General features: G+C 30.7%; 21 protein-coding genes and 1 pseudogene. 4 read left to right on the top strand and 18 right to left on the bottom strand.

The annotated features are described in order from the left end of the window. Positions 1-454: 454 nt before the first annotated feature. From QNK89_RS10635 to QNK89_RS10625, 3 genes are read right to left on the bottom strand one after another with little or no spacing between them, the layout of a single operon-like run. Positions 455-1,870: an NAD(P)/FAD-dependent oxidoreductase gene (locus tag QNK89_RS10635; RefSeq protein ID WP_340171025.1), complete on the bottom strand. Its 1,416-nt coding sequence runs from the start codon at positions 1,868-1,870 to the stop codon at positions 455-457. Next, complete coding sequence (gene kynU / locus QNK89_RS10630; RefSeq protein ID WP_340171024.1) at positions 1,863-3,134, bottom strand: kynureninase; 1,272 nt, start codon at positions 3,132-3,134, stop codon at positions 1,863-1,865. Before kynU ends, QNK89_RS10635 begins: the two co-directional genes overlap by 8 nt. A gap of 17 nt (positions 3,135-3,151) precedes the next feature. Then, positions 3,152-3,802, bottom strand: a complete 651-nt coding sequence (locus tag QNK89_RS10625; RefSeq protein WP_340171023.1) for a hypothetical protein — start codon at positions 3,800-3,802, stop codon at positions 3,152-3,154. Positions 3,803-3,865: 63 nt separating this feature from the next. On the opposite strand from QNK89_RS10625, the gene QNK89_RS10620 reads away from it, so the two are divergent. Continuing rightward, positions 3,866-4,666: a class I SAM-dependent methyltransferase gene (locus QNK89_RS10620; RefSeq protein WP_340171022.1), complete on the top strand. Its 801-nt coding sequence runs from the start codon at positions 3,866-3,868 to the stop codon at positions 4,664-4,666. 365 nt (positions 4,667-5,031) lie between these two features. After that, positions 5,032-5,208, top strand: coding sequence for a hypothetical protein (locus QNK89_RS10615; RefSeq protein ID WP_340171020.1), 177 nt, complete (start codon positions 5,032-5,034; stop codon positions 5,206-5,208). Positions 5,209-5,348: 140 nt separating this feature from the next. Here the strand turns inward: QNK89_RS10615 and msrA are convergent, their stop codons facing one another. The 3 genes from msrA to QNK89_RS10600 all read right to left on the bottom strand — a co-directional run bounded on the left by msrA (position 5,349) and on the right by QNK89_RS10600 (position 7,963). Next, complete coding sequence (gene msrA, locus QNK89_RS10610; protein ID WP_340171019.1) at positions 5,349-6,014, bottom strand: peptide-methionine (S)-S-oxide reductase MsrA; 666 nt, start codon at positions 6,012-6,014, stop codon at positions 5,349-5,351. 71 nt (positions 6,015-6,085) lie between these two features. Further along, positions 6,086-6,865: a C4-type zinc ribbon domain-containing protein gene (locus QNK89_RS10605; protein ID WP_340171018.1), complete on the bottom strand. Its 780-nt coding sequence runs from the start codon at positions 6,863-6,865 to the stop codon at positions 6,086-6,088. 3 nt (positions 6,866-6,868) lie between these two features. Next, a complete protein-coding gene (locus tag QNK89_RS10600) occupies positions 6,869-7,963 on the bottom strand; it encodes a Nif3-like dinuclear metal center hexameric protein (RefSeq protein WP_340171017.1) in 1,095 nt (364 codons plus the stop codon). A gap of 67 nt (positions 7,964-8,030) precedes the next feature. Between QNK89_RS10600 and lpxK the strand changes: the two genes are divergently transcribed. After that, positions 8,031-9,029 (top strand): tetraacyldisaccharide 4'-kinase, encoded by a 999-nt coding sequence (gene lpxK, locus QNK89_RS10595; protein WP_340171016.1) that lies wholly within the window; start codon positions 8,031-8,033, stop codon positions 9,027-9,029. A 1-nt stretch (position 9,030) separates the two neighbouring features. Here lpxK and QNK89_RS10590 read toward each other — a convergent pair whose 3' ends face one another. From QNK89_RS10590 to QNK89_RS10560, 7 genes are all read right to left on the bottom strand, one after another. Further along, positions 9,031-11,223: an ATP-binding protein gene (locus QNK89_RS10590; protein ID WP_340171015.1), complete on the bottom strand. Its 2,193-nt coding sequence runs from the start codon at positions 11,221-11,223 to the stop codon at positions 9,031-9,033. Positions 11,224-11,291: 68 nt separating this feature from the next. Then, positions 11,292-12,308 (bottom strand): type I glyceraldehyde-3-phosphate dehydrogenase, encoded by a 1,017-nt coding sequence (gene gap / locus QNK89_RS10585; protein WP_340171014.1) that lies wholly within the window; start codon positions 12,306-12,308, stop codon positions 11,292-11,294. A 1-nt stretch (position 12,309) separates the two neighbouring features. Next, positions 12,310-13,191 (bottom strand): lipoyl synthase, encoded by an 882-nt coding sequence (lipA, locus tag QNK89_RS10580; protein ID WP_340171013.1) that lies wholly within the window; start codon positions 13,189-13,191, stop codon positions 12,310-12,312. Between the two features lie 36 nt (positions 13,192-13,227). Next, positions 13,228-14,439, bottom strand: coding sequence for an Nramp family divalent metal transporter (locus QNK89_RS10575; RefSeq protein WP_340171012.1), 1,212 nt, complete (start codon positions 14,437-14,439; stop codon positions 13,228-13,230). After that, on the bottom strand, positions 14,439-14,984 hold the full coding sequence (locus QNK89_RS10570; RefSeq protein WP_340171010.1) for a sigma-70 family RNA polymerase sigma factor: 546 nt from the start codon (positions 14,982-14,984) through the stop codon (positions 14,439-14,441). Before QNK89_RS10570 ends, QNK89_RS10575 begins: the two co-directional genes overlap by 1 nt. Continuing rightward, positions 14,975-16,087 (bottom strand): glycosyltransferase, encoded by a 1,113-nt coding sequence (locus QNK89_RS10565; RefSeq protein WP_340171009.1) that lies wholly within the window; start codon positions 16,085-16,087, stop codon positions 14,975-14,977. The genes QNK89_RS10570 and QNK89_RS10565 overlap by 10 nt, the downstream gene beginning before the upstream one ends. A gap of 6 nt (positions 16,088-16,093) precedes the next feature. Further along, on the bottom strand, positions 16,094-16,297 hold the full coding sequence (locus QNK89_RS10560) for a membrane or secreted protein (RefSeq protein ID WP_340171008.1): 204 nt from the start codon (positions 16,295-16,297) through the stop codon (positions 16,094-16,096). A 187-nt stretch (positions 16,298-16,484) separates the two neighbouring features. Here QNK89_RS10560 and aqpZ point away from each other — a divergent pair. Beyond that, a pseudogene (gene aqpZ / locus QNK89_RS10555) lies at positions 16,485-17,192 on the top strand (aquaporin Z). Between the two features lie 75 nt (positions 17,193-17,267). Here the strand turns inward: aqpZ and QNK89_RS10550 are convergent. The 5 genes from QNK89_RS10550 to QNK89_RS10530 form a co-directional block, all read right to left on the bottom strand. Beyond that, positions 17,268-18,062: an anti-sigma factor gene (locus QNK89_RS10550; RefSeq protein WP_340171007.1), complete on the bottom strand. Its 795-nt coding sequence runs from the start codon at positions 18,060-18,062 to the stop codon at positions 17,268-17,270. A 10-nt stretch (positions 18,063-18,072) separates the two neighbouring features. Then, the gene (locus QNK89_RS10545) at positions 18,073-18,603 is read right to left on the bottom strand and encodes a sigma-70 family RNA polymerase sigma factor (RefSeq protein ID WP_340171006.1); all 531 of its coding nucleotides are present in this window, start codon (positions 18,601-18,603) and stop codon (positions 18,073-18,075) included. A gap of 5 nt (positions 18,604-18,608) precedes the next feature. Beyond that, positions 18,609-19,004 carry a hypothetical protein gene (locus QNK89_RS10540; RefSeq protein WP_340171005.1) on the bottom strand — a complete coding sequence of 132 codons (396 nt, stop codon included), beginning with the start codon at positions 19,002-19,004 and terminating at the stop codon, positions 18,609-18,611. A 44-nt stretch (positions 19,005-19,048) separates the two neighbouring features. Further along, positions 19,049-20,062, bottom strand: coding sequence for a UDP-N-acetylmuramate dehydrogenase (gene murB, locus QNK89_RS10535; RefSeq protein ID WP_340171004.1), 1,014 nt, complete (start codon positions 20,060-20,062; stop codon positions 19,049-19,051). Then, positions 20,062-20,580: aminotransferase class I/II-fold pyridoxal phosphate-dependent enzyme (locus tag QNK89_RS10530; protein ID WP_340171003.1), on the bottom strand; the 519-nt coding region annotated here is incomplete at its 5' end. The genes murB and QNK89_RS10530, both read right to left, overlap by 1 nt.

The raw sequence follows: 20,580 nt of genomic DNA, 5'->3' as shown, positions 1-20,580 counted from the left end.
TGTTTATTTGTGTCATTGCGAATTATGCCTTTTTGCATTATGTGGCAATCTCTTCTTTTTTTTATTTCTGTTCATTTTGTCTTGATGCATTACTGAATTTAAAACACTGTTTTAAATGAAAGTACATTGCGGATCAAAACCAAAAATTCATATTGAAATGAGGAAATTCCTGTAGAACACTCACTTTTCGGAATTTCGTGCTTAAAGCTTCACTTTGCTTATCCATCAAACTTCGTTTGGGTATCTTCAATTTAAAATATATTTTAAATTTCAATAGCGTTCATTATTTCTAAATTTCAATGTTCAATTCTGCGAATTGATTTAGGACTTTCACTTTTAAAATGTTTTTGTGTTGTCCAAGTTATTTTTATTTTTGCTTACTGCTTACTGCTTACTGCTTACTGCTTACTGCTTACTGCTTACTGCTTACTGCTTACTGCTTACTGCTTACTGCTTACTCTTTTAATCCAGCAATTTTATCGTCTTGTAAAATGGCTTGGGTTTCTTCTTGTACTTTTTTTAATAGAATTTTTAAATTTTCTTCTGTCATGTCGAGTGTAGTCGAGATCTCTTTTTCTACAATCAAATTTAAAATAGCTTTGTCTTGTGCTCTTCCTTTTTTCATGGCTTTAGAATAAGGAATATCTTCTTTAAAAGTGACCATAGAATATTTAGAGAAATAGGCGTTTGGAAATTCTTTTTCTAAAGCCATTTCCAAGATACGCTTTTCTTTAAATATTGGATTTGCAACGTGATCTCGCATTTCGTAATAATTATCAATTGCTAAATCTGCAATAGCGTCTGTATCTACTTTACGTGTTTTTTCGTAAATTTTAAAAATGGTTTCCCAATCGCCTTCATGTGCTTCTAAAATGGCATCAAAAACGGCAACATCTTCAAAAGAAGCATTCATGCCTTGCCCATAAAACGGTACAATAGCATGTGCTGAATCACCTAATAGAATATTTTTATTTTGGTTGTGCCAAGGCGAACATTTTATGGTCCCTAAAGGACCTGTTGGATTATTGAAAAATTCTTCAGTAATATTTGGAATTAATGCTAAAGCATCTGGAAACTGTGTTTTAAAGAATTTTGTAATCGTCTCTTCTGTGGTAAGGTTATTAAAATTATATTCACCTTCATCGTAACTTAAAAATAGCGTTACTGTAAAACTTCCATCTAGATTTGGTAAAGCAATTACCATATATTCTCCTCTTGGCCAAATATGTAAATAGTCTTTACTTATTAAATGTTTTCCGTATTTTGAAGCCGGAATTTCTAATTCTTTATAGCCATGGGTTAAATAATTTTGTGAAAAACTAAATAAAAATTTGCGTTCTAAATAGTAGGCTTTACGGAGTGATGATCCTGCACCATCTGTACCAAAAAGAACATCACCTGTAACTTCAGTTTCGGCTTTAGTAACATAATCGTAAAGTTGTGCTGAATTATTTTCGATGTCAATACTGTTGCACTTTTTATTAAAATGAAAGGTTAAGTTGTCGTATTTATCGGCTTCTGTAAGTAATAAACCATTTAATTCTCCTCTAGAAATAGAGTTGATAAATTCGCCTTCACGACCAGAGTAATTTGAAGGAAATGTGTTGCCTTCTATATCGTGTACTAATCTTCCATACATAGGTATGCAAAGTGGTTTTACTTTGTCTTCTATTCCTGCTAATCGTAAGGCTTTTAAACCACGATTTGATAGTGCTAAGTTAATTGAGCGTCCTGCAGAAATATCTGTAGTACGAAGGTCTGGTCTACTTTCGTAAACGTTAACAGTGTAACCTCTTTGTGCTAAACGTAATGCTAGTAAAGAGCCACAAAGTCCAGCTCCAATAATTAGTATGTTGTCTTTTTTACTCATTTAATAGTTCTTTTAATTTTTCCACCATTCTAAATACATCTTCAAACGTATTATACAAAGGTACAGGTGCGCAACGTATTACGTCTGGTTCTCTCCAGTCGGTAATAATATGTGCTTCGGTTAATTTTTTGTGTAAACTTTTATCAGCATCTTTTACTTGAATAGATAATTGGCACCCTCTTTCTTTAGGATTTGTTGGTGTTATTATCTTTATTTTATTGTTGTTTAATTCGTTAATTAAAAACTCGAAATAACCAGTTAATTTTTCGGATTTCTCCCTAAGTGCATCCATACCAACCTCGTTAAACATATCTAATGAAGCTTTAATTGCTGCCATAGATAATATTGGTGGATTGCTAAGTTGCCAACCTTCTGCTCCTGGAATTACATCCAATGGTTGTCTCATGTTAAAACGTGTTGCTTTATTGTGGCTCCACCAACCTGCAAAACGTTTTAGTTTTTTGTTGTGAGCATGCTTTTCGTGTACAAAAAGGCCACCCAAACTTCCTGGTCCAGAGTTTAAATATTTGTAAGTACACCAAGCTGCAAAATCTATTCCAGAATCATGAAAATCTGGTTTTATATTTCCTGCTCCATGTGCTAAATCTATACCTACCATACAATTTTTTGCATGACCTAATTTTGCTATTTTTTTTATGTCTAAATATTGTCCTGTGTAATAATTTACACCTCCAATAAGTAATAATGCAATCTCGTCTCCTTGTTCTTCAAGAATAGTTTCTAAATCTTCAATATTTAGTAGGTCTTCTCCATCTCTAGGTTTCCATTCTATTAAACTTTCACTAGCATCAAAACCATGAAATTCTAATTGAGTTTGCACTGCATACCTATCACTAGGAAAAGCATCACTTTCTATTACTATTTTATATTTTGTTTTTGTTGGTTGGTAAAAACTCACCATTAACAAGTGTAAATTAGTTGTTAAAGTATTCATTATTACAACCTCTATTGGTTTTGCACCAACAATTTTAGCCATAGATTCTGTTAAGAATTCATGATAAGGCATCCAAGGATTTTTAGCTTCAAAATGGCCTTCTACACCAAAATTCGCCCAATCTTTTAATTCTTGTTGAATGTATTTTTGAGTCGATTTTGGTTGTAATCCTAGTGAGTTACCTGTAAAGTATAGCCAGTTGTTTCCATCTTTGTCTTTTGGAATATGAAATTGCTCTCTGTAATGCGATATTGTATCTTCTTTGTCTAATTGCTTAGCGTAGTCGATGCCTAAAGTATAGTTTGACACTTTTTATGTTTTAGTGGTTATTCTGTAATTACTTTAATATTAGTAAAGTTAAGGTTCCAATTACCTTCAGCTTTTTTATGGTCTTGTGCTAATTTAATACTATTAAAATCTTTGTAGTTTTCAAAAGTATTAGTCATCGATGGTTCTTTTGCATTCGCTTCTCTAAACACCCATTCTTGAATAATAAAGTTATCATCATAATAAATATCATAAGCATCTCCAGGAGTATAACCTCCATCTGCAGGATAGGTTAAAGTTACTTTGTAAAGTTCTTTTTTACTAATTGGTGCTTCAATTTTAATTGGTTGGCCAAGGGAGGCACTAGTGTCCCAAATTAATTGAAATGGTAATAAAGCCCAATATTTATCGTTTATAAATGCACGATCTGCGTTAAGGCTTTCTTGTTCTATTTTATTTGTTTTGTAAGTAATAGTGTCTTTTTGGGTTAGCATTGTTACCTCATTAATTTTAGGTTTCCATATCCAAGAACGACCAAAATGTGTGCTGTCTTTGTCTACATTGAATGTAAAGTGAAACTCTTTAACACTGTCCCAATTCTCGAAACCATGTGCATTTGCAATTTTTTGGGCAAGTGTGTATTCTTTTTGTGGTTGTTCTTCTTTACAAGATGACAAAAAAAGTAAGCAAATAAAAAGTATTCTATACATGGATTTCGGTTTTCTTTCAAAGCTAAGAAATATTAATTAATTTTGAGAAAATACCAGCTACATATGACTAATAATTCAGAATATTTTAACGCAAATAAAGCGACTTGGAACGATAAAGTAAAAGTACATGCCGAAAGTGATATGTATGCAATGGAAGCTTTTAAAAGCGGAAAAACCTCTTTAATGAAATATGAGCTTAATGCTTTAGGTGATGTTACTGGTAAAACTCTGTTGCATTTACAATGTCATTTTGGGCAAGATACTTTAAGTTGGAGTAGGTTAGGAGTAAAAAGTACTGGAGTAGATTTAAGTGATGCAGGTATTAAATTAGCACAAGAGTTAAACACAGAATTAGAATTAAATGCCGAATTTGTGTGTTGTAATGTTTTAGACACTTCAAAACATGTTCAAGGTGTTTTTGATATTGTTTATACTAGTTATGGCGTAATTGGGTGGTTGTCAGATTTAAAACCTTGGGGAAAAATGATTGCCGAAAAACTTAAAAAAGGAGGTGTGTTTTATATGGTAGAGTTTCATCCCATTGTTTGGATGTTCGATTATTTAGACAATAAGCCAATTATGAAATATGGTTATATGCAAGATGAGGTTATTTATGAAGAATATGAAGGCACCTATGCCAATCAAGAGTCTAAAATGGTAACTAAAGAATATGGTTGGAACCATGGTTTAAGCGAAGTAATTAATGCTTTAATCGAAGCTGGTTTAAAGATTGAATATCTAAATGAGCACAACGAAAGCCCTTATAATGTTTTGCCAGAATTGCAAGAAACACAGTCAGGAATGTACACTACAAAAGATAAGTTGTATCCTTTAATTTTTGAGATTAAGGCAACTAAAATTTAGACCTCTGGTGTGATTTAAATTTAAAAAAACAATTAAAAATATATACATTTATGAATTTTAATTACATTTTTTAAAAAGCTAATAGACATAATACCTATGATTAAAAAGATAATATACACTAAATTTTTCTAATTGGAATTTGCCATATAGGTTTTGCACAAAGAACAATTTCCTCTGAAAAATATTTTTATTCTTTTGAAACAAGTAAAGATATAAAGGTTTATGATACTGAATCTGTTCGTGTTGTTGGCTATGAAAATAATTATCTAGCAGTAGATACTGAGATATTTTATCCTAGTGAAGTAGCTAGCGATTATTTTGATGACCTTTCTAAGACCACAGAGGTAGTTGCATCAAAACTATCCTTGCACGAAGTTAAAATAGCAAAAAAATTAAGGACTGTTCCTAAAGGTTATTATGTAAGAGCATCAGATATTGATGGCGATACTAAAAATCCAGTTTTTGTTGTTGTTATGTACCATCCACAAAAAAATATTATTTATGAAACAACTATTTATTGCTATGATATGGATACTGTTTAAGGCGAAAAAATAGCCCAGAGTTTTAAGTTATTATACTAGAAGCGTAATCGATTTATAATGCTGGATTTTACTGTTTTTAATTAATATCAGTATTTTATTATTTATAAAACGACACTTTACATTACTCATTTTAAGATAAATTAGTGAGATTTTTTTAAAACCTCTGGCATTTTGGCTTGAAAACGTTTTAATCTTGGTATAGATACACCTTGAATATATCTGTTTTCTGGATGTAGTTTCTCGTAATTTTGGTGGTAATCTTCTCCAATCCAAAATTTTTGGAAAGGATATATTTCTGCCGCAATAGTTGTATTTAGTTTTTTAGCTAAGGCTGCTTTTTTAGTTTCAATTATTTTTTTCTGTGCATCATTTTGATAAAAAATAATAGAACGGTATTGAGAACCTCTATCTAGACCTTGCCCATTAACTTGTGTTGGGTTTTGTGATGCAAAATAAACATCTATCAAGGTTTCAAAGCTTACAATTTTTGGATTGTAGATGATTTCTACAGCCTCTGCGTGTCCTGTTCTACCAGTGTTGCTTGCATCGTAAGTTGGGTTTTTTGTGTGTCCTCCAGCATAACCACTAATTGACTCTTCTACACCCTTAACACTTTCGTAAATAGCTTCTACGCACCAAAAACAACCGCTAGCAAAATACGCTTTTGACATTCCGTTTTCTAATGGTATCTCTAAAGGTTTTGCGGTTTTTATATTTTCTTTTGCTACTTTAATGTCTGTATTTTGTGCTGTGTTTTTGCAACTAAATAATAAACTTATAATTAGTAGTGTAATTAACTTTTTCATAGCGATTTTTATTGTTAGTCTTGAAAAGTTAAGTAACTTTAATTATTTTAAAATTTTAATATAAAATTGGATTAAAGTTTTTTAAACATTTTAGCCATTTTCGCTTTTTGTTCTTCTGCTAAAACTTCATCAACTAAAATACGTCCAGAATGCTCATCAGTAATAATTTTTTTACGAGAAGCAATTTCCATTTGTACTTGTGGTGGAATAGTAAAGTAAGATCCACCAGATGCACCTCTTTCGATTGGTACAACTGCTAAACCATTTTTAACGTTAGTTCTTATGCGGTTATAAGCTTTTACTAAACGCTCTTCGATTTTTCTCTTGTAATCTTCAGATTTTTTAATAAGTGCTTCTTCCTCTTTTTCAGTTTCTGCTAAAATAGCATCTAACTCGCTTTTTTTGTGCTTAAGATGAGTTTCACGCTCTTTAGCATGATCTCTTGTCTTGTCTACAACTTCTTTCTTCTGCTCTATTTGATCTCTAAATTCTCTAATGTGTTTTTCAGCAAGTTCTATTTCTAGTTCTTGGTACTCAACCTCTTTAGTAATCGAGTTGAATTCTCTGTTATTTCTAACATTTTTTTGTTGTTCGCTATACTTTTTTATTAAAGTTTTAGCTTCTTCAATTAGATTCTTTTTGTCGCTAATTTGAGCATCTGTAGCTGCCAAATTCTCTTCAAGTTTTTCTAATCTTGTTTTTAATCCGGTGACTTCGTCTTCTAAATCATTAACTTCTAAAGGTAGTTCTCCGCGAACGTTTCTTATCTCATCGATTCTAGAATCGATTAATTGTAAATCGTATAAAGCTCTTAAACGTTGCTCAACACTTATTTCTTTACTCTTTGCCATACTTTAAAAATAGTTAACAGGATTGGTGTTTGTCTTTGATAAAAGGACTGCAATATTACTAATTTTTTTTGTAAGATGTGCAACTAAACCGTTTTTTGTGTACTGTTCGCTTTCATAATGCCCAATATCTGCAAGAACAATAGTGTTTTCGGCAGTAAAAAAGTCGTGGTATTTTAAATCGGAAGTTACAAAAACATCAGCTTTTGCTGCTATTGCAGCTTTAATTGCAAAACTTCCAGAGCCTCCTAATACCGCTACTTTTTTAATTGGTTTATTTAATAATTTTGAATGTCGAATGCTTTCAGTTTTCATTTTTGTCTTTAAAAACTTAAAAAAATCATTTTCAGACATTGGTGTTTCTAAAGTTCCAACCATTCCCATTCCAATATTTTGGTTTCTGTTTTCTAATGTAGTTATTTCGTAAGCAACTTCTTCGTAAGAATGATTTTTAAATAGTGTATCTATAACTTCGTTTTCTAGGTGTTTAGCAAAAGTTATTGAGATTTTTGTTTCGTTTAAAGAAACTGTTTCATCTTTATTACCTATAGTTGGATTTGAGTTTTTATTACCTTTAAAAGTTCCAGTTCCTTCTATGTTAAAACTACAATTACTATAGTTGCCAATGTTTCCAGCTCCAATTTTAAAAATAGATGCTCTTAATCTATCTGCTTCTTTTTTTTGTACATAAGTAGTTAGTTTTTTTATTGTTTCTACCTGTGGTATTAATATCGATTTGTTAAACAAGCCTAGTTGTTTACAAATCATATCATTTACACCTTCTATATTATTGTCTAGTGCAGTATGAATTGCATAAATGGCAATATCGTTTTTTATCGCTTTTTGTACTGTGCGTTCAACATATGTTTTGCCAGTTAACTTTTTTAAGCCTTTAAAAATTATTGGATGAAAACTTACTATAAGATTACAATTGCTCTCTATAGCTTCTTCTATAACTGTTTCTAAAGTGTCTAAAGTTACTAAAACACCTGTTAAACCTGCGTTTTTGTCACCTACAAGTAAACCTGCATTGTCAAAATCTTCTGCATATGCTAAAGGAGCAAAGTCTTCGAGATGGTCTATAATGTCTTGAATAATCATTTTATTTATGTGAATTGATTTGTAACAAATATAAAATTTTTACTTTCGTTATGCTTAAACCATAGCAATGAAATTAATTAGACTCTTATTATTCCCAATTGTGCCTATTTATTATGCTATTACATGGTTGCGTAATAAATTTTTTGATTTAGGTATATTTAAATCTAAAACGTATAGTTTTCCTGTAATTTGTGTTGGTAATTTAAGTGCAGGTGGAACTGGCAAAACTCCAATGGTAGAGTGCTTAATTAGACTTCTATATCAAGACTATACTTTAGCCACTTTAAGTAGAGGTTATGGAAGAAAAACTAAAGGATTTTTGTTGGCAAATGAAGAATCCTCTGCAAATACATTAGGAGATGAACCTTTTCAGTTTTATAATAAATTTAAAAATAAAATTTCTGTTGCTGTAGATGAAAATAGACAAAACGGAATATTAAATCTGCGTAATTTAAAAAAACAACCCAATTTAATTATTTTAGATGATGCTTTTCAACATAGAAAAGTTAAAGCGAAACTTAATATTTTATTGACCACGTATTCTGATTTGTATTACAAAGGTTTTGTACTGCCTACCGGCAATTTGCGTGAGCCTAAGCAAGGCGCAAAACGAGCACAAATAATTGTTGTAACCAAATGTCCAGAAAATTTAACCCTAAATAGAAAACAAATATTAGAAGGTAAGTTGAAGCTAAAAAAAGGCCAACAGCTTTTTTTTAGTACTATTGGTTATGCTACTTCAGTTATTGGTAATCAAAAAACTATTGCTCTTGACCTTCTTGAAGATTTTACTTTGGTTACAGGAATAGCAAATGCAAAACCTTTAATTGAATTCTTGAAAAATAAAGGGTTGAATTTTAATCATATGGAGTATAGTGATCATCATGATTTTTCCAAAAAAGAAATAGAAACTATCTCTAGAAATAAGTTAGTAGTAACTACAGAAAAGGATTATGTAAGATTAGTTAGTGAAAAAAAGTTGGTTAATAAATTATATTATCTTTCAATTAGTATTAGAATAGATAGAGAGAATGATTTTAATGAACAGGTAAAAGATAAAGTCTAGTTTATGCTTTCTCTTTTAATACTATTGCATCAAATAATTTCTTTTCGAAATCTTCCTGCTTAAATGGTTTACTAATAATATCTGTAAATTCTGCTTCATCAAATTCCACCATTTTATCTTCAATTGTTACTGCCGTAAGCGCGTAAATTGATAGTTTTTTATCGAATTTTCTTATTATTTTAGTGGCTTCTATACCACTAATTCCTGGCATGTGAATATCCATTAAAACAACATCATAAGTGTTAGATTTTACTTTTTCTACAGCATCTTCACCATTTTCTACAACTTCGCAATTAAGTTTTAATTTATTTAAAATTTTCTTAGTAATCATTTGATTGATTTTATTGTCTTCAACCAATAGAATATTAACTTTGTTAAGTATATCTTCGTTTATGTTTTTAAAGTAACTAATTTGTTCTCTTTCCACAGTTTCTTCGGCAAACTCGAAAGGTATTTCTACAAAGAAAGTTGTGCCTTTTTCAAGTTCACTTTCAAAATATATTTTTCCTTTTAATATTTCTATTAAACCTTTAACAATAGAGAGTCCTAGACCAGTTCCACCATATTTTCTATTAATTTGATTAGAGCCTTGAGAGAAGCTTTCAAACATGCGTTCTTGCTTTTCTTTACTAAACCCTATTCCGTTGTCTTCAATTTCAATACGAATATTGTATATGCCGTTAATGTTGTTTATTTTGTTAACTCGAACCCAAATGTCACCATCTTTTGTAAATTTAATGGAGTTACCTATTAGGTTTATTAAAATCTGTGAGATTTTAAGTTGATCTGACAAATAATTATGAGGTAATTTTTCATCAAATTCAAAATGTAATTTAACATTATTTAGTGAAGCTGAGTTGTTTAATGCAGAAATGATGTTAGCAATTTTCTTTTTTAAATTGAAGACTTCTTTCTCAATTTCTACTTTTTGAGCTTCAATTTTGTTAATTTGAAGTATGTCGTTAATAAAAGTTAAAAGGTAGTCGCCAGAAAATTTTAAAGAATTTAAATGTGGTATTTGGTCTGGTTTTGGGTCTTCTTCCAAAAGCATATTTGTTAGTCCAGTAACCGCATAAAGTGGTGTTCTTAGCTCGTGGGTTACCGTAGATAGGAAATTTGCTTTTGTTCTAGATGCTAGTTCAGCTTTTTCTTTACTTTCAATAAGTGTATTGTTTTTATTTTGTAATACCAAATTAGATTTTAATCTAATATTATTGTTTTTGTAAAGCGATAATGTAAGTAAAGAGAGAATAGTAATTAAAGCAATGGTAAGTATGGTTGTTAGTTGGTTAAAAGTACTCGTGCTTGCTTCTTCTTCATTTTCTTCTTCTAATTCTGCATTCACTTGTTTTTGTGCATCTAACTGACTTGCAATTATAGATTCGTTAATTTTTTCTTTTAATAATAATCCGCTTTTAGTTTCAAATAATGAGTCTGTTAGTTTTAAGTGTGCTTTTAAATTCTTGTTTGCAAGTCTATAATTACCTTGTAGCTCTTGTAAGTTACTTAAGCTTAAATAACCCAGATTAAGTATTTCTACTGCTTTATTTTCCTTTGCAATTGTATTTCCCTCTTTAATATTTTTTTGAGCAGATAGTAAAAGCCCGTTTTTAGTTTGTGTGATACCTAAATTTATTAGGCTAATGCTAAGTTGTCTATCTATATTGAACTTTCTAGATAAAGTGACCGCTTTTTTAAAAGCTATCTCTGCACTTCTATAATCTCCTAAAACTAGGTGTGCTTCACCTTTTTTTATAATAGTTTCGGTTTCTAGGTTTTTAAGGTTTTCTAGGTTAGAAAAAGTTTGTGCGGATATATAGTGCTCAATTGCTTGTTTTGGCTTTTTACTATTTAAGTATACATCGCCAAGTGTTTTGTGTGTTTCTGCAATATTAATTTTATCTTTTGCAAAACGTTGAATTTCTATTGCTCGAATAAGTGTGATTATTGCTTGATTAGATTCCTCTAACAAATACTGAATTTTACCAAGGTTGAAATATACCAAGCCTAAGCTTTTTTTATTATTCAATATTTTTGCCTTCTCTAGTGCGCTTTCTAAACCTGATTTAGCTTGTAAATAATTATAGTTTTTAATGTTTTTTTGGGCTAGTGATAAGCTTGAGTTTACTTCAGACTGAAGCATAATTGTATCTGTTTGTTTAAGTTCTTGCGCAAAAGCAATTACTCCATACAATAAAAAAAAGTTGTAAATAGTTTTCTTAAATTGGGACATTATAGCATAATTAGCTACAACAAATATAATTATTTACTCGATAAAAGTGCATTTTTTTCCGATAAATTGACAATAAGGTCAATTATTCGATTTGAATATCCAGTTTCGTTATCGTACCAACCTATAATTTTTACCATATTCCCAATTACAGAAGTCATTTGCGAATCGAAAATACAAGAATGCGAATTTCCAACAATATCAATAGATACAATTGGATCTTCATTATACTCTAAGATACCTTTATATTCGCCATTTGCTGACTCTTTAAACGCGGTGTTTATAGCATCTATGGTTGCCGGTTTTTTTACATTAAATGTAATATCTGTTAGTGAGCCATTTGCTACAGGTACACGAATACCACAGCCTCCAATAACATTAGCTAACTCTGGAAAAATTTTTGTTAATGCTTTTGCAGCTCCTGTTGTTGTTGGTACAATAGACTGCCCAGCAGCTCTTGCACGACGTAAGTCTCGATGTGGCTGGTCGTGTAAACTTTGGTCTGTTGTATATGAGTGTATGGTTGTAATATAGGCTTGATTTATACCACAAAGTTCGTTAATAATAGCAATCATTGGCGCTGCATTATTTGTTGTACAAGATGCATTAGATATTATTTTTTCGGAACCATCTAAAATATTTTCATTAGTTCCTAAAACAATAGTTTTTATAGTATCGTCTGTAGGAGGAACTGATAAAATAACACGTTTTGCTCCATTTTGTATGTGATGTTCTAAATCTTTGGATGTTTTAAATTTACCTGTAGCTTCTATAACAAAGTCAACATTAAATGGTTTCCAATTAATGTGACTTGGATGATTTTCGTTTAATAAAACGACTTCATTATTATTAACGATAATATGGTTTTCTGTATTTGAAATTTCGCCTTTAAAAATACCATGAATACTATCGTACTTTAACAAGTGACTTAATGTTCTTGCATCTGCCAGATCATTAATTGCTACAACTTTAATGTTTTTATAATCCTGTAAGAGTCTAAAAACACGTCGACCAATACGACCGAAACCATTTATAGCAATAGTAATCATATTAATTTATATGTTTTTGAGCTTTGTAAGAAGAACGTACTAATGCGCTACTTTCTACATGACGAAACCCTAATTCTAGACCAATGGTTTCGTACTCTTTAAATTGCTCAGGAGTAATAAATTCTTTTACTGGTAAATGTTTTTTACTTGGTTGTAGGTATTGCCCAATGGTAACTACATCCACATCATTAGCACGTAAATCATGTAATGTTTCAATTACTTCCTCTCGCGTTTCTCCTAAACCTAGCATGATACCAGATTTTGTTCTTCTCTGTCCTTGTTGCTTTAAATACTTTAAAACACCCAAACTACGTTCGTATTTAGCTTGAATTCTAACCTCTCTAGTTAAACGCTTTACTGTTTCTATGTTGTGTGATACTACTTCAGGAGCAACCTCTATAATTCTATCTATATGTTTTTCTATACCTTGAAAATCTGGAATTAAAGTTTCTAAAGTAGTTTCAGGATTCATTCTACGAACAGATTTTACGGTTTCTGCCCACATAATACTTCCCATGTCTTTTATATCGTCTCTATCTACACTAGTTAGAACGGCATGTTTAATTTTCATGATTTTAATTGAACGCGCTACCTTTTCTGGTTCGTCCCAATCTAGAGTCTCTGGTCTTCCGGTTTTTACACCACAAAATCCGCAAGAACGAGTACAAATGTTTCCTAATATCATGAAAGTGGCAGTGCCTTCTCCCCAACATTCACCCATATTTGGGCAACTTCCAGAGGTGCAAATAGTATTTAGTTTGTATTTGTCTACTAAACCACGAAGTTCTGTGTATTTCTTACCAGTAGGTAATTTTACGCGTAACCATTTTGGCTTGGGTTGTCTTTCTTTAACAGATATCGTTGAAGTAGTTTCTGTATTCATAAATTTTTCTTTCTTGATACAAAGATACGAAGTATTCTATAAAATAGTAAGATACCAAACACTAAAACCTATTAGAAAAAGAATGCCTAAAATACTATGTATATGCAATGGTTGATTAGGTCTCCATTTTTTTGGAGTGTGTTTACTACTAATTAAAACATAGTTAATAACAGCGTAAAAAGGAGCAGTTATAAAAGAAAGTATAGTTGCGATTTTTATAAGCAAGCCCATTTCTGAAAAAAAGACAAAAAAAATAAAAATAGTACCTAAAATTAGTAGCATAATCCAGAAGGCATAACCAAATTTTTGCTTTTTATTTGTTAATAATTCTATAGTTTTATTCATTGCTCTTGGTGAGGCATCTAGTGTAGTTAATGTTGTGCTAAACATTGTGGTGAAAGCTGCAAGACCAATTATTATATAAGACCAGTCTCCTAAACTACTAGCATACATTGTTATTAATTGATTTGAAAATACGCCTGCTTTAGCGCTAAAATTTTCACCACTATTAAACATTACAAGAGCTCCTAAAAGTAGAAAACCTATGCCTAGAAAAATAGCAGTAATATAGCCAATATTAAAATCGAAAAGTGAAGCTTTTAGGTCTCTCTCTATAGTGTGTTTCTCTTTTTCTACAGTCCAAAGGGAATGCCATACAGAAATGTCTAAAGGTGCTGGCATCCATCCCATAAAAGCAATTAGAAAACTAATTTCTAAAGTTCCTTTTGGCAATACTTGAGACACAGACAAAGTACTGTTAGATTTATATAAAGCTAATATTACAGCAAGAATAGTACTTACAGTTAATGTTACAATAATTATTTTCATTAAACGATCTAGTAGTCTGTATTTACCAAAAAATAGAATAGCTCCGCAAATAAATAGAATAATAATAGTCCAAACTTTAATTGGTATAAAGTCACCAAATAGTGAAGTTGCTAATCCAGCAGTTACAATGGTTACTGCTGTTTGTATAGTGAACATGGTTGCAAGTGTGAGAATAAAATAAACACTTAAAACACTTTTTCCTAATTTTTTATAACCATCTAAAAGGCTTTCACCTGTAGCAGACGCATAGCGTGGCCCAATTTGAAAAAAAGGATATTTAAAAAGGTTAACTAATAATAATGCCCAAAGTAAACCAAGACCAAAATCTGCACCAGCTTTAGTAGATTGGACCAAGTGCGAAACGCCAATTGCAGCTCCTGCAAAAAGTAAACCAGGTCCAAGTTTTTTAATTGAAAGCATTACTTCTTAATAATTTCTGCCAATAATTTCTTTGCCCTTAGTAGCTTTACCTTAATATTATTCATTGGCTCATTTAATTCCTTGCTAATTTCTGCATAGCTAAGTTCTTGAAAATACCTTAGATTTATTACTTCTTGATAATGCGGTTTTAACTTTTTAATATCGCGTAGTAATTTCGCTAAATTTTGTTCAGTAATAAGTTTGTCTTCTGGCGATGGTGCATCATCGATTACTCGATATACCTTGTCATCTTCGTGATTTATGATTTTAGAATTTATAGAGCTTTTTTCTTTTCGTTGCAGGTCTATTTGTATGTTTTTTGAGATGGTAATTAGCCATGTTTTAAAATTGTATTTCTCGTCGAATTTATCAATTTTATCAAATGCTTTAGAAAAGGTTTGTATGGTAATATCTTCAGCTTCATATTCGTTAGAAACTCTTTTTAATTGAAATCCATAAACGTAATCCCAAAACTCATCCAATAAAAAATTAAATGCTTTTTGATTATTTTTCTTTGCTTTTAAAATGGCTTCTTCTATTTCCAATGGTTTGGTTTTGAAATAAGATTAGAGATAAATATAGTTAATTGAAATCCAACTAAAAACAGTTCGAGAAACGGAAGCAAATATATGACATCTATTTCGCTTAATTTTTTTGCTGATAAACCAACTACTATATATTGAATAAGGAATCTAATAGCTATTAGTATGGCAAAAAATTGCCAATAAAACAATAAGCTTAATAGTATAGTTGAAAGTGCCCAAAATAAAACTTGAGTACTATAGAATAAAGCTAAAATTGCTTTGTGTTTAAATTGATATTTGTTGGCAGTAGAAACATGCCTACGTTTTTGGCGAAACCATTTTTTGTAAGTTGTTTGGGGATTAGAAGTGGTGAAACTTTCTTTTGTAAAACAAATTACTGTGTTTTTAGAATGCGCAGCTTCGTTAATAAATAAATCATCGTCACCAGAACGAACATCTATATGTTTAATAAAACCGTTTGTTTTAAAAAATTCTTCTCTGTTATAAGCTAAGTTTCGTCCAACTCCCATAAAAGGTGTGCCTAATTTAGCTAAAGAAAAATATTGAATCGCAGTTAGTAAAGTTTCGTAACGAATTAACTTATTAAGGAAAGAGTTTTTAATTTTATTGTAAGCACCATAACCTAAAACTATGGTTTTCTCTTTATTAAAATGTGCAGTTATTTCGCTTATCCAATTATTAGAAACTGGTTTGCAATCTGCATCTGTAAATAGTAAATTATTATATTTTGCAGCTTTTATGCCAAGTGTTAAGGCGTATTTTTTATTTGCCCAAAACGCCTCAATGTTTTTAACATTAACAATTTTTATATTCGAGTGTGTTTTAACAAAGGCTTCCATAACCTCTGATGTGTTGTCTATTGAGGCATCATTTATAAGTACAACTTCAAAATTGGAATAGTTTTGTTCTAATATTGAAGGTAAATTTTTTTTTAGATTTTTAGCCTCATTTTTTGCACAAATTAGTACAGATATTGGGTAGTTTTTTTGATCTTTTTTTTCTGTTTTACCGTAAGCAAAGCTGCCAAAAATTACACCATAGTAAATAACTTGAATACAAACTACAACCACAAAGCTGTAGAAGATAATGTCAAGTAAAATCATAGAATGTTATGTGTGTTGTGTTTCGTTGCAGTTGTCAAACTGGTCTGGAGTTTTTCCGCAGAAACCACAAGAATCACCTTCTTTGTTTAGCATAGGGTTTTGGCTTGCGCATGTGCCAGCAAATTTCCCATCTTTTTTTGCCCATATTTTAATGGCAATTCCAGCAAATGCTATTGCTAATAAAGCTAAAGTAAGTAGTAAAAGTTTCACGTTTTTTTATTTTAAATAAATATAACATTGCAAAGATAATAGTTTTTATAACATTTTTAGTCATACATAGACTTCGATCCATTTAACTAATATTATTGCGTTTTATTGGTTTTGTAACGTTTTTTTAAATAAACAATCTTTTTTTTGTTAAAAAGTTATTAATGGTGTTAAATTTAAACAAATCATAATTATGAAAAAACTATTAGCAGAATTTATTGGTACTTTTTGGTTAGTACTTGGTGGATGTGGTAGTGCAGTATTAGCAGCAGGAGTTGCTGATGTAGGAATTGGCCTTGTAGATGTCTCACTAGCCTTTGGTCTTACAGTGCTTACAGGTGCTTATGCATTAGGACACATTTCTGGAGGACACTTTAATCCAGCAGTTTCTATTGGCTTATTTATGGGTGGATGATTTAGTAATAAAGAGTTGCCTGGGTATATTGCAGCTCAAGTAATAGGAGGTGCAGTAGGAGCAGCGGTTTTGTACTTAATTGTTAGTAGTGCAGCAGATTTTACAGAATTAGGTTCTTCACCTGGAACTTTTGCAACTAATTTTTACGATGCTAATGTATATGATGTCAACTTTGGGATGGTTGGTGCTTTAGTTACAGAAGTTGTAATGACATTTATGTTTTTAATTGTTATACTTGATGCTACACACAAAAATGCTTCACCAGCTTTTGGTGGTATGACTATTGGTTTAGCTTTAACATTAATTCACTTAATAAGTATCCCTGTTACAAATACATCTGTTAATCCAGCAAGAAGTACTGCAGTCGCAATTTTTGCAGGAGCAGAGGCAATGGGTCAATTGTGGTTGTTTTGGGTAGCTCCATTTGTTGGTGCAATTTTAGCAGGTATTGTTTATAAATTTATGGCTCCAAATAAGGATTAAATAGTAGTAATATTTATTATAAAAAAAGCGTCCCATTATTTTAATGAGACGCTTTTTTGTGTTTTGTAAGAAATACTAATCTTCTATTTTCAACTCTATTTCTGCTACTGGTGTGTCGGTTGTGTTTTTATTTGGCTTAATACCTTTTTGTTCGATTGTTATACTCAATCCTAAGGCATCTTTAGTATATGGAATTTCTTGAAGACGTCTTTCGGAAGGTGTTAATATTCCTAAATTAACCTGCTTGTCTTGTAGTTCTGCCCAAATTTGATATTCTTGATCTTTTGGGAGTAATGGTAATGAAACAACATCTATTAAAGAGGTTCTATCTTTTGGATTTATGTAGGCTATGGTTTTTAAATTTTTTGCTCTGCCATTACCATTTAAAATGTATTTTTCGGTTTCCGGATTGTTTAATCTAGAAAACTCTTTAGATAGAGCTTCAAGTCTTAAATTATTTTGGTCTATATCACTTCTTAAATCAAAAAGTTCATCAACAATTACTTGATTTTCGTCTTGTAAATCTTGATTTTGAACATAAAAATATACTGAACTTCCAGCAAAAACTAGTGTTGCAATACTTGCTGCTATTCCATATGTAAACCAAGATTTATTTCTATTGTTATTTAAAGGAACTACAGGTTTATGGTCTAGTGTTTCTAATATAGATTCTAATAAATGAGTTGGTGCTTCTTCTGCATTTGCCAAGGCAACTAATTCTAATTTATTTTCGAGTTTATGGTATGCTTCTTTTACTTCTGGAAAAGTATTTATATAGCTTTCTACTTCAAGGTTTTCTTGAGTATTAGTTAGACCTGCTAGATATCTTTCTAACAAATCAGATTTTAAAAATGTGTCTTTATCAGTCATCACATTATTGTTAAGGATTGTAAATTTTTTTCAATTCGCGAAGCCCTATTTTTAATCTAGATTTAATTGTTCCTAATGGTATATTTAAATCTTCACTAGCTTCTTGTTGGGTCATACCTTCAAAAAATAGCGCATTTAAAACTACCTGATATTTTAATTCAATACTACTTAAGTGTTTTTGTATGTCTAGAGTGTCTTGATTTAAACTATTAGTCGTTAATTTATATACGTTTGAATCTTCAATTTGGACTTCTTTAGTAGTCTTATTCTTTAAAGAGCGTACTTTATCTATTGCAGAATTGTAAAAAATACGATAAAGCCATGTAAATAATTTTGCTTTAGATGCGTCGTAGTTTTTCCCTTTTTTCCAGACTTTTATAAAACTTTCTTGTAAGACGTCTTGTTGAATATCATTGTCTTTAATCACTTTTTTAATGACTCCTAAAAGTGCGCCAGAATAGTTTTCATATAATAGTGAAATGGCTTTTTTGTCGCCATTTTGTAACAATGTTATTATATCTTGTTCTGTAGATGTGCTCAAGTTTATTATTGTTTTTTATTTACTACTTGTCTTTTCTTTGATGGTAAATTTAGTGTGTCAAGAAAAGTATTCAACTCTATTAAGGATTGTTTTTCTATTAACTCTGTGTTTAATGTGTAATCTCCTGCAAATTTTCTAATCCAAATAATGTCATTTAGATTTATTTTATTTTTTAACCCGTAAAGTATGTTTTTTTGTATTGTATTGTTTTTAATAATTAGGTATTGGTGCTTAAATTCGAATAATAAATATATTAGATACAAAATACCAATAAATAAGTTTCCATAACTAGACCATCTCAAATTATCATTTTCAAAAAGACTAAAAATACCTAAAGACGTAAAAACTATTCCTAATATTAAATTAGCATAAAATCTTTTTTTTTTAAACTTAATTTTCATTCTAAATAATTATTAGCTTGCTTGTAAATTACTAACGTAATATTTTAAAGAATATTTACTTCGGGTTCAATTTCAATATTAAATATACGATAAATTGTTTTTTGAATTAATTTTGAAAGTGCAAGAATGTCTTTTCCTTTAGCTCCACCATAATTAACTAATACAAGTGCTTGTTTTTTATGTACACCATAATTACCAAATGTTTTGCCTTTAAAACCTGCTGTTTCAATAAGCCAGCCAGCTGGAACTTTTACTTCACTCTCTGAAACTGGGTAGCTTGGCGCTTCTGGAAAATTTAGTTTTAGCGTATTGAATGCGTCTAATGGAATTACTGGGTTTTTAAAGAAACTTCCGCTGTTCCCAATTTTTTTAGGATCTGGTAGTTTGCTTTGCCTTATACTTATAACTGCGTTAGATACATCTTTAATTGTAGGCTCGCTAATATTCATTGCAGCTAACTCTGTTGTTATAGCTCCATAATTAGTGTGCAATTTGTGTTTCTTTTTTGATAGTTTAAAAGTGACATTTATGATAATATATTTGCCTTTAACTTGATTTTTAAAAATTGAATTTCTGTATCCAAAATTACAGTCGTTTTTTTTTAAAACTTCAATTTCTAAAGTATCTAGATTTAGAGCTTCACAAGACACAAAGTTGTCTTTTAACTCTACACCATAAGCTCCAATATTTTGGATAGGTGAGGTGCCAACATTTCCAGGTATTAAAGACATGTTCTCTAATCCGCCAAGATTATTATCTAAACACCAAAGCACAAATTTATGCCAGTTTTCTCCAGCATCTGCCTTTATAAATGCATAATCTGAATCTTCATTAACTTTGGTTGTTCCTTTTAAATTTATATGAATAACGAGTGCCTCTACATCTTTAGTTAAAAGCATGTTACTGCCTCCACCAAGTATTAACTTGTTTGGATAGTTTTTAAGCTGTAAAACTGAAATTAATTCGGTTAACGTTTCTACCGAAATAAAATGCTTTGCATTAACGTTAATACCAAAAGTATTATAGTTTGTTAGGGATATGTTATGTTGAATATGCACTAATCTTTATATACTTTTAAGGCTTCTTTAAGGATGTTAACAGATTTTATTAAACTCTCTTTGTTAAGAACATATGCAATTCTAATTTGGTTTAAACCTACGCCAGGAGTCGAGTAAAATCCTGCAGCTGGTGCTACCATTATTGTTTCTCCATCTACTTCAAAATCTTCTAAAAGCCATTGTGCAAATGCATCACTATTTTTAACTGGTAATTCTGCGATACAATAAAAAGCACCTTTAGGGTTTGCAACTTTTAGACCTTCTACTTTATTCAGTTCAGTAATTAAAGTGTTTCTTCTCTCTACATATTCTTCAATAACATCATCAAAATAACTTTGTGGTGTATCTAAAGCAGCCTCACTAGCTATCTGTGCTAACGTTGGAGGACTCAATCTTGCTTGTGCAAATTTTAATGCTGTTTGCATTACTTCCTTATTTTTAGAAACTAAACAACCAATTCTTGCGCCACACATCCTGTAGCGTTTAGACACAGAGTCTATTACTATGGCATGGTCATC

It is taken from the genome of Lacinutrix sp., from assembly GCF_037625555.1.
In the GTDB taxonomy this organism is placed as follows: Bacteria; Bacteroidota; Bacteroidia; order Flavobacteriales; family Flavobacteriaceae; genus Lacinutrix.
The sequence above is the reverse complement of the archived record's forward strand: the minus strand, read 5'-3'. Positions and strand labels throughout refer to the sequence as shown.

What these genes read in the sequence shown, in the direction of transcription:
- QNK89_RS10620 (WP_340171022.1), top strand. Translation starts at nt 3,866, where the DNA reads ATGACTAATAATTCAGAATATTTTAACGCAAATAAAGCGACTTGGAAC.
- lipA (WP_340171013.1), bottom strand. Translation starts at nt 13,191, where the DNA reads ATGAATACAGAAACTACTTCAACGATATCTGTTAAAGAAAGACAACCC.
- QNK89_RS10635 (WP_340171025.1), bottom strand. Translation starts at nt 1,870, where the DNA reads ATGAGTAAAAAAGACAACATACTAATTATTGGAGCTGGACTTTGTGGC.
- QNK89_RS10565 (WP_340171009.1), bottom strand. Translation starts at nt 16,087, where the DNA reads ATGATTTTACTTGACATTATCTTCTACAGCTTTGTGGTTGTAGTTTGT.
- QNK89_RS10605 (WP_340171018.1), bottom strand. Translation starts at nt 6,865, where the DNA reads ATGGCAAAGAGTAAAGAAATAAGTGTTGAGCAACGTTTAAGAGCTTTA.
- QNK89_RS10600 (WP_340171017.1), bottom strand. Translation starts at nt 7,963, where the DNA reads ATGATTATTCAAGACATTATAGACCATCTCGAAGACTTTGCTCCTTTA.
- QNK89_RS10550 (WP_340171007.1), bottom strand. Translation starts at nt 18,062, where the DNA reads ATGACTGATAAAGACACATTTTTAAAATCTGATTTGTTAGAAAGATAT.
- gap (WP_340171014.1), bottom strand. Translation starts at nt 12,308, where the DNA reads ATGATTACTATTGCTATAAATGGTTTCGGTCGTATTGGTCGACGTGTT.
- lpxK (WP_340171016.1), top strand. Translation starts at nt 8,031, where the DNA reads ATGAAATTAATTAGACTCTTATTATTCCCAATTGTGCCTATTTATTAT.
- msrA (WP_340171019.1), bottom strand. Translation starts at nt 6,014, where the DNA reads ATGAAAAAGTTAATTACACTACTAATTATAAGTTTATTATTTAGTTGC.
- QNK89_RS10625 (WP_340171023.1), bottom strand. Translation starts at nt 3,802, where the DNA reads ATGTATAGAATACTTTTTATTTGCTTACTTTTTTTGTCATCTTGTAAA.
- QNK89_RS10575 (WP_340171012.1), bottom strand. Translation starts at nt 14,439, where the DNA reads ATGCTTTCAATTAAAAAACTTGGACCTGGTTTACTTTTTGCAGGAGCT.
- QNK89_RS10540 (WP_340171005.1), bottom strand. Translation starts at nt 19,004, where the DNA reads ATGAAAATTAAGTTTAAAAAAAAAAGATTTTATGCTAATTTAATATTA.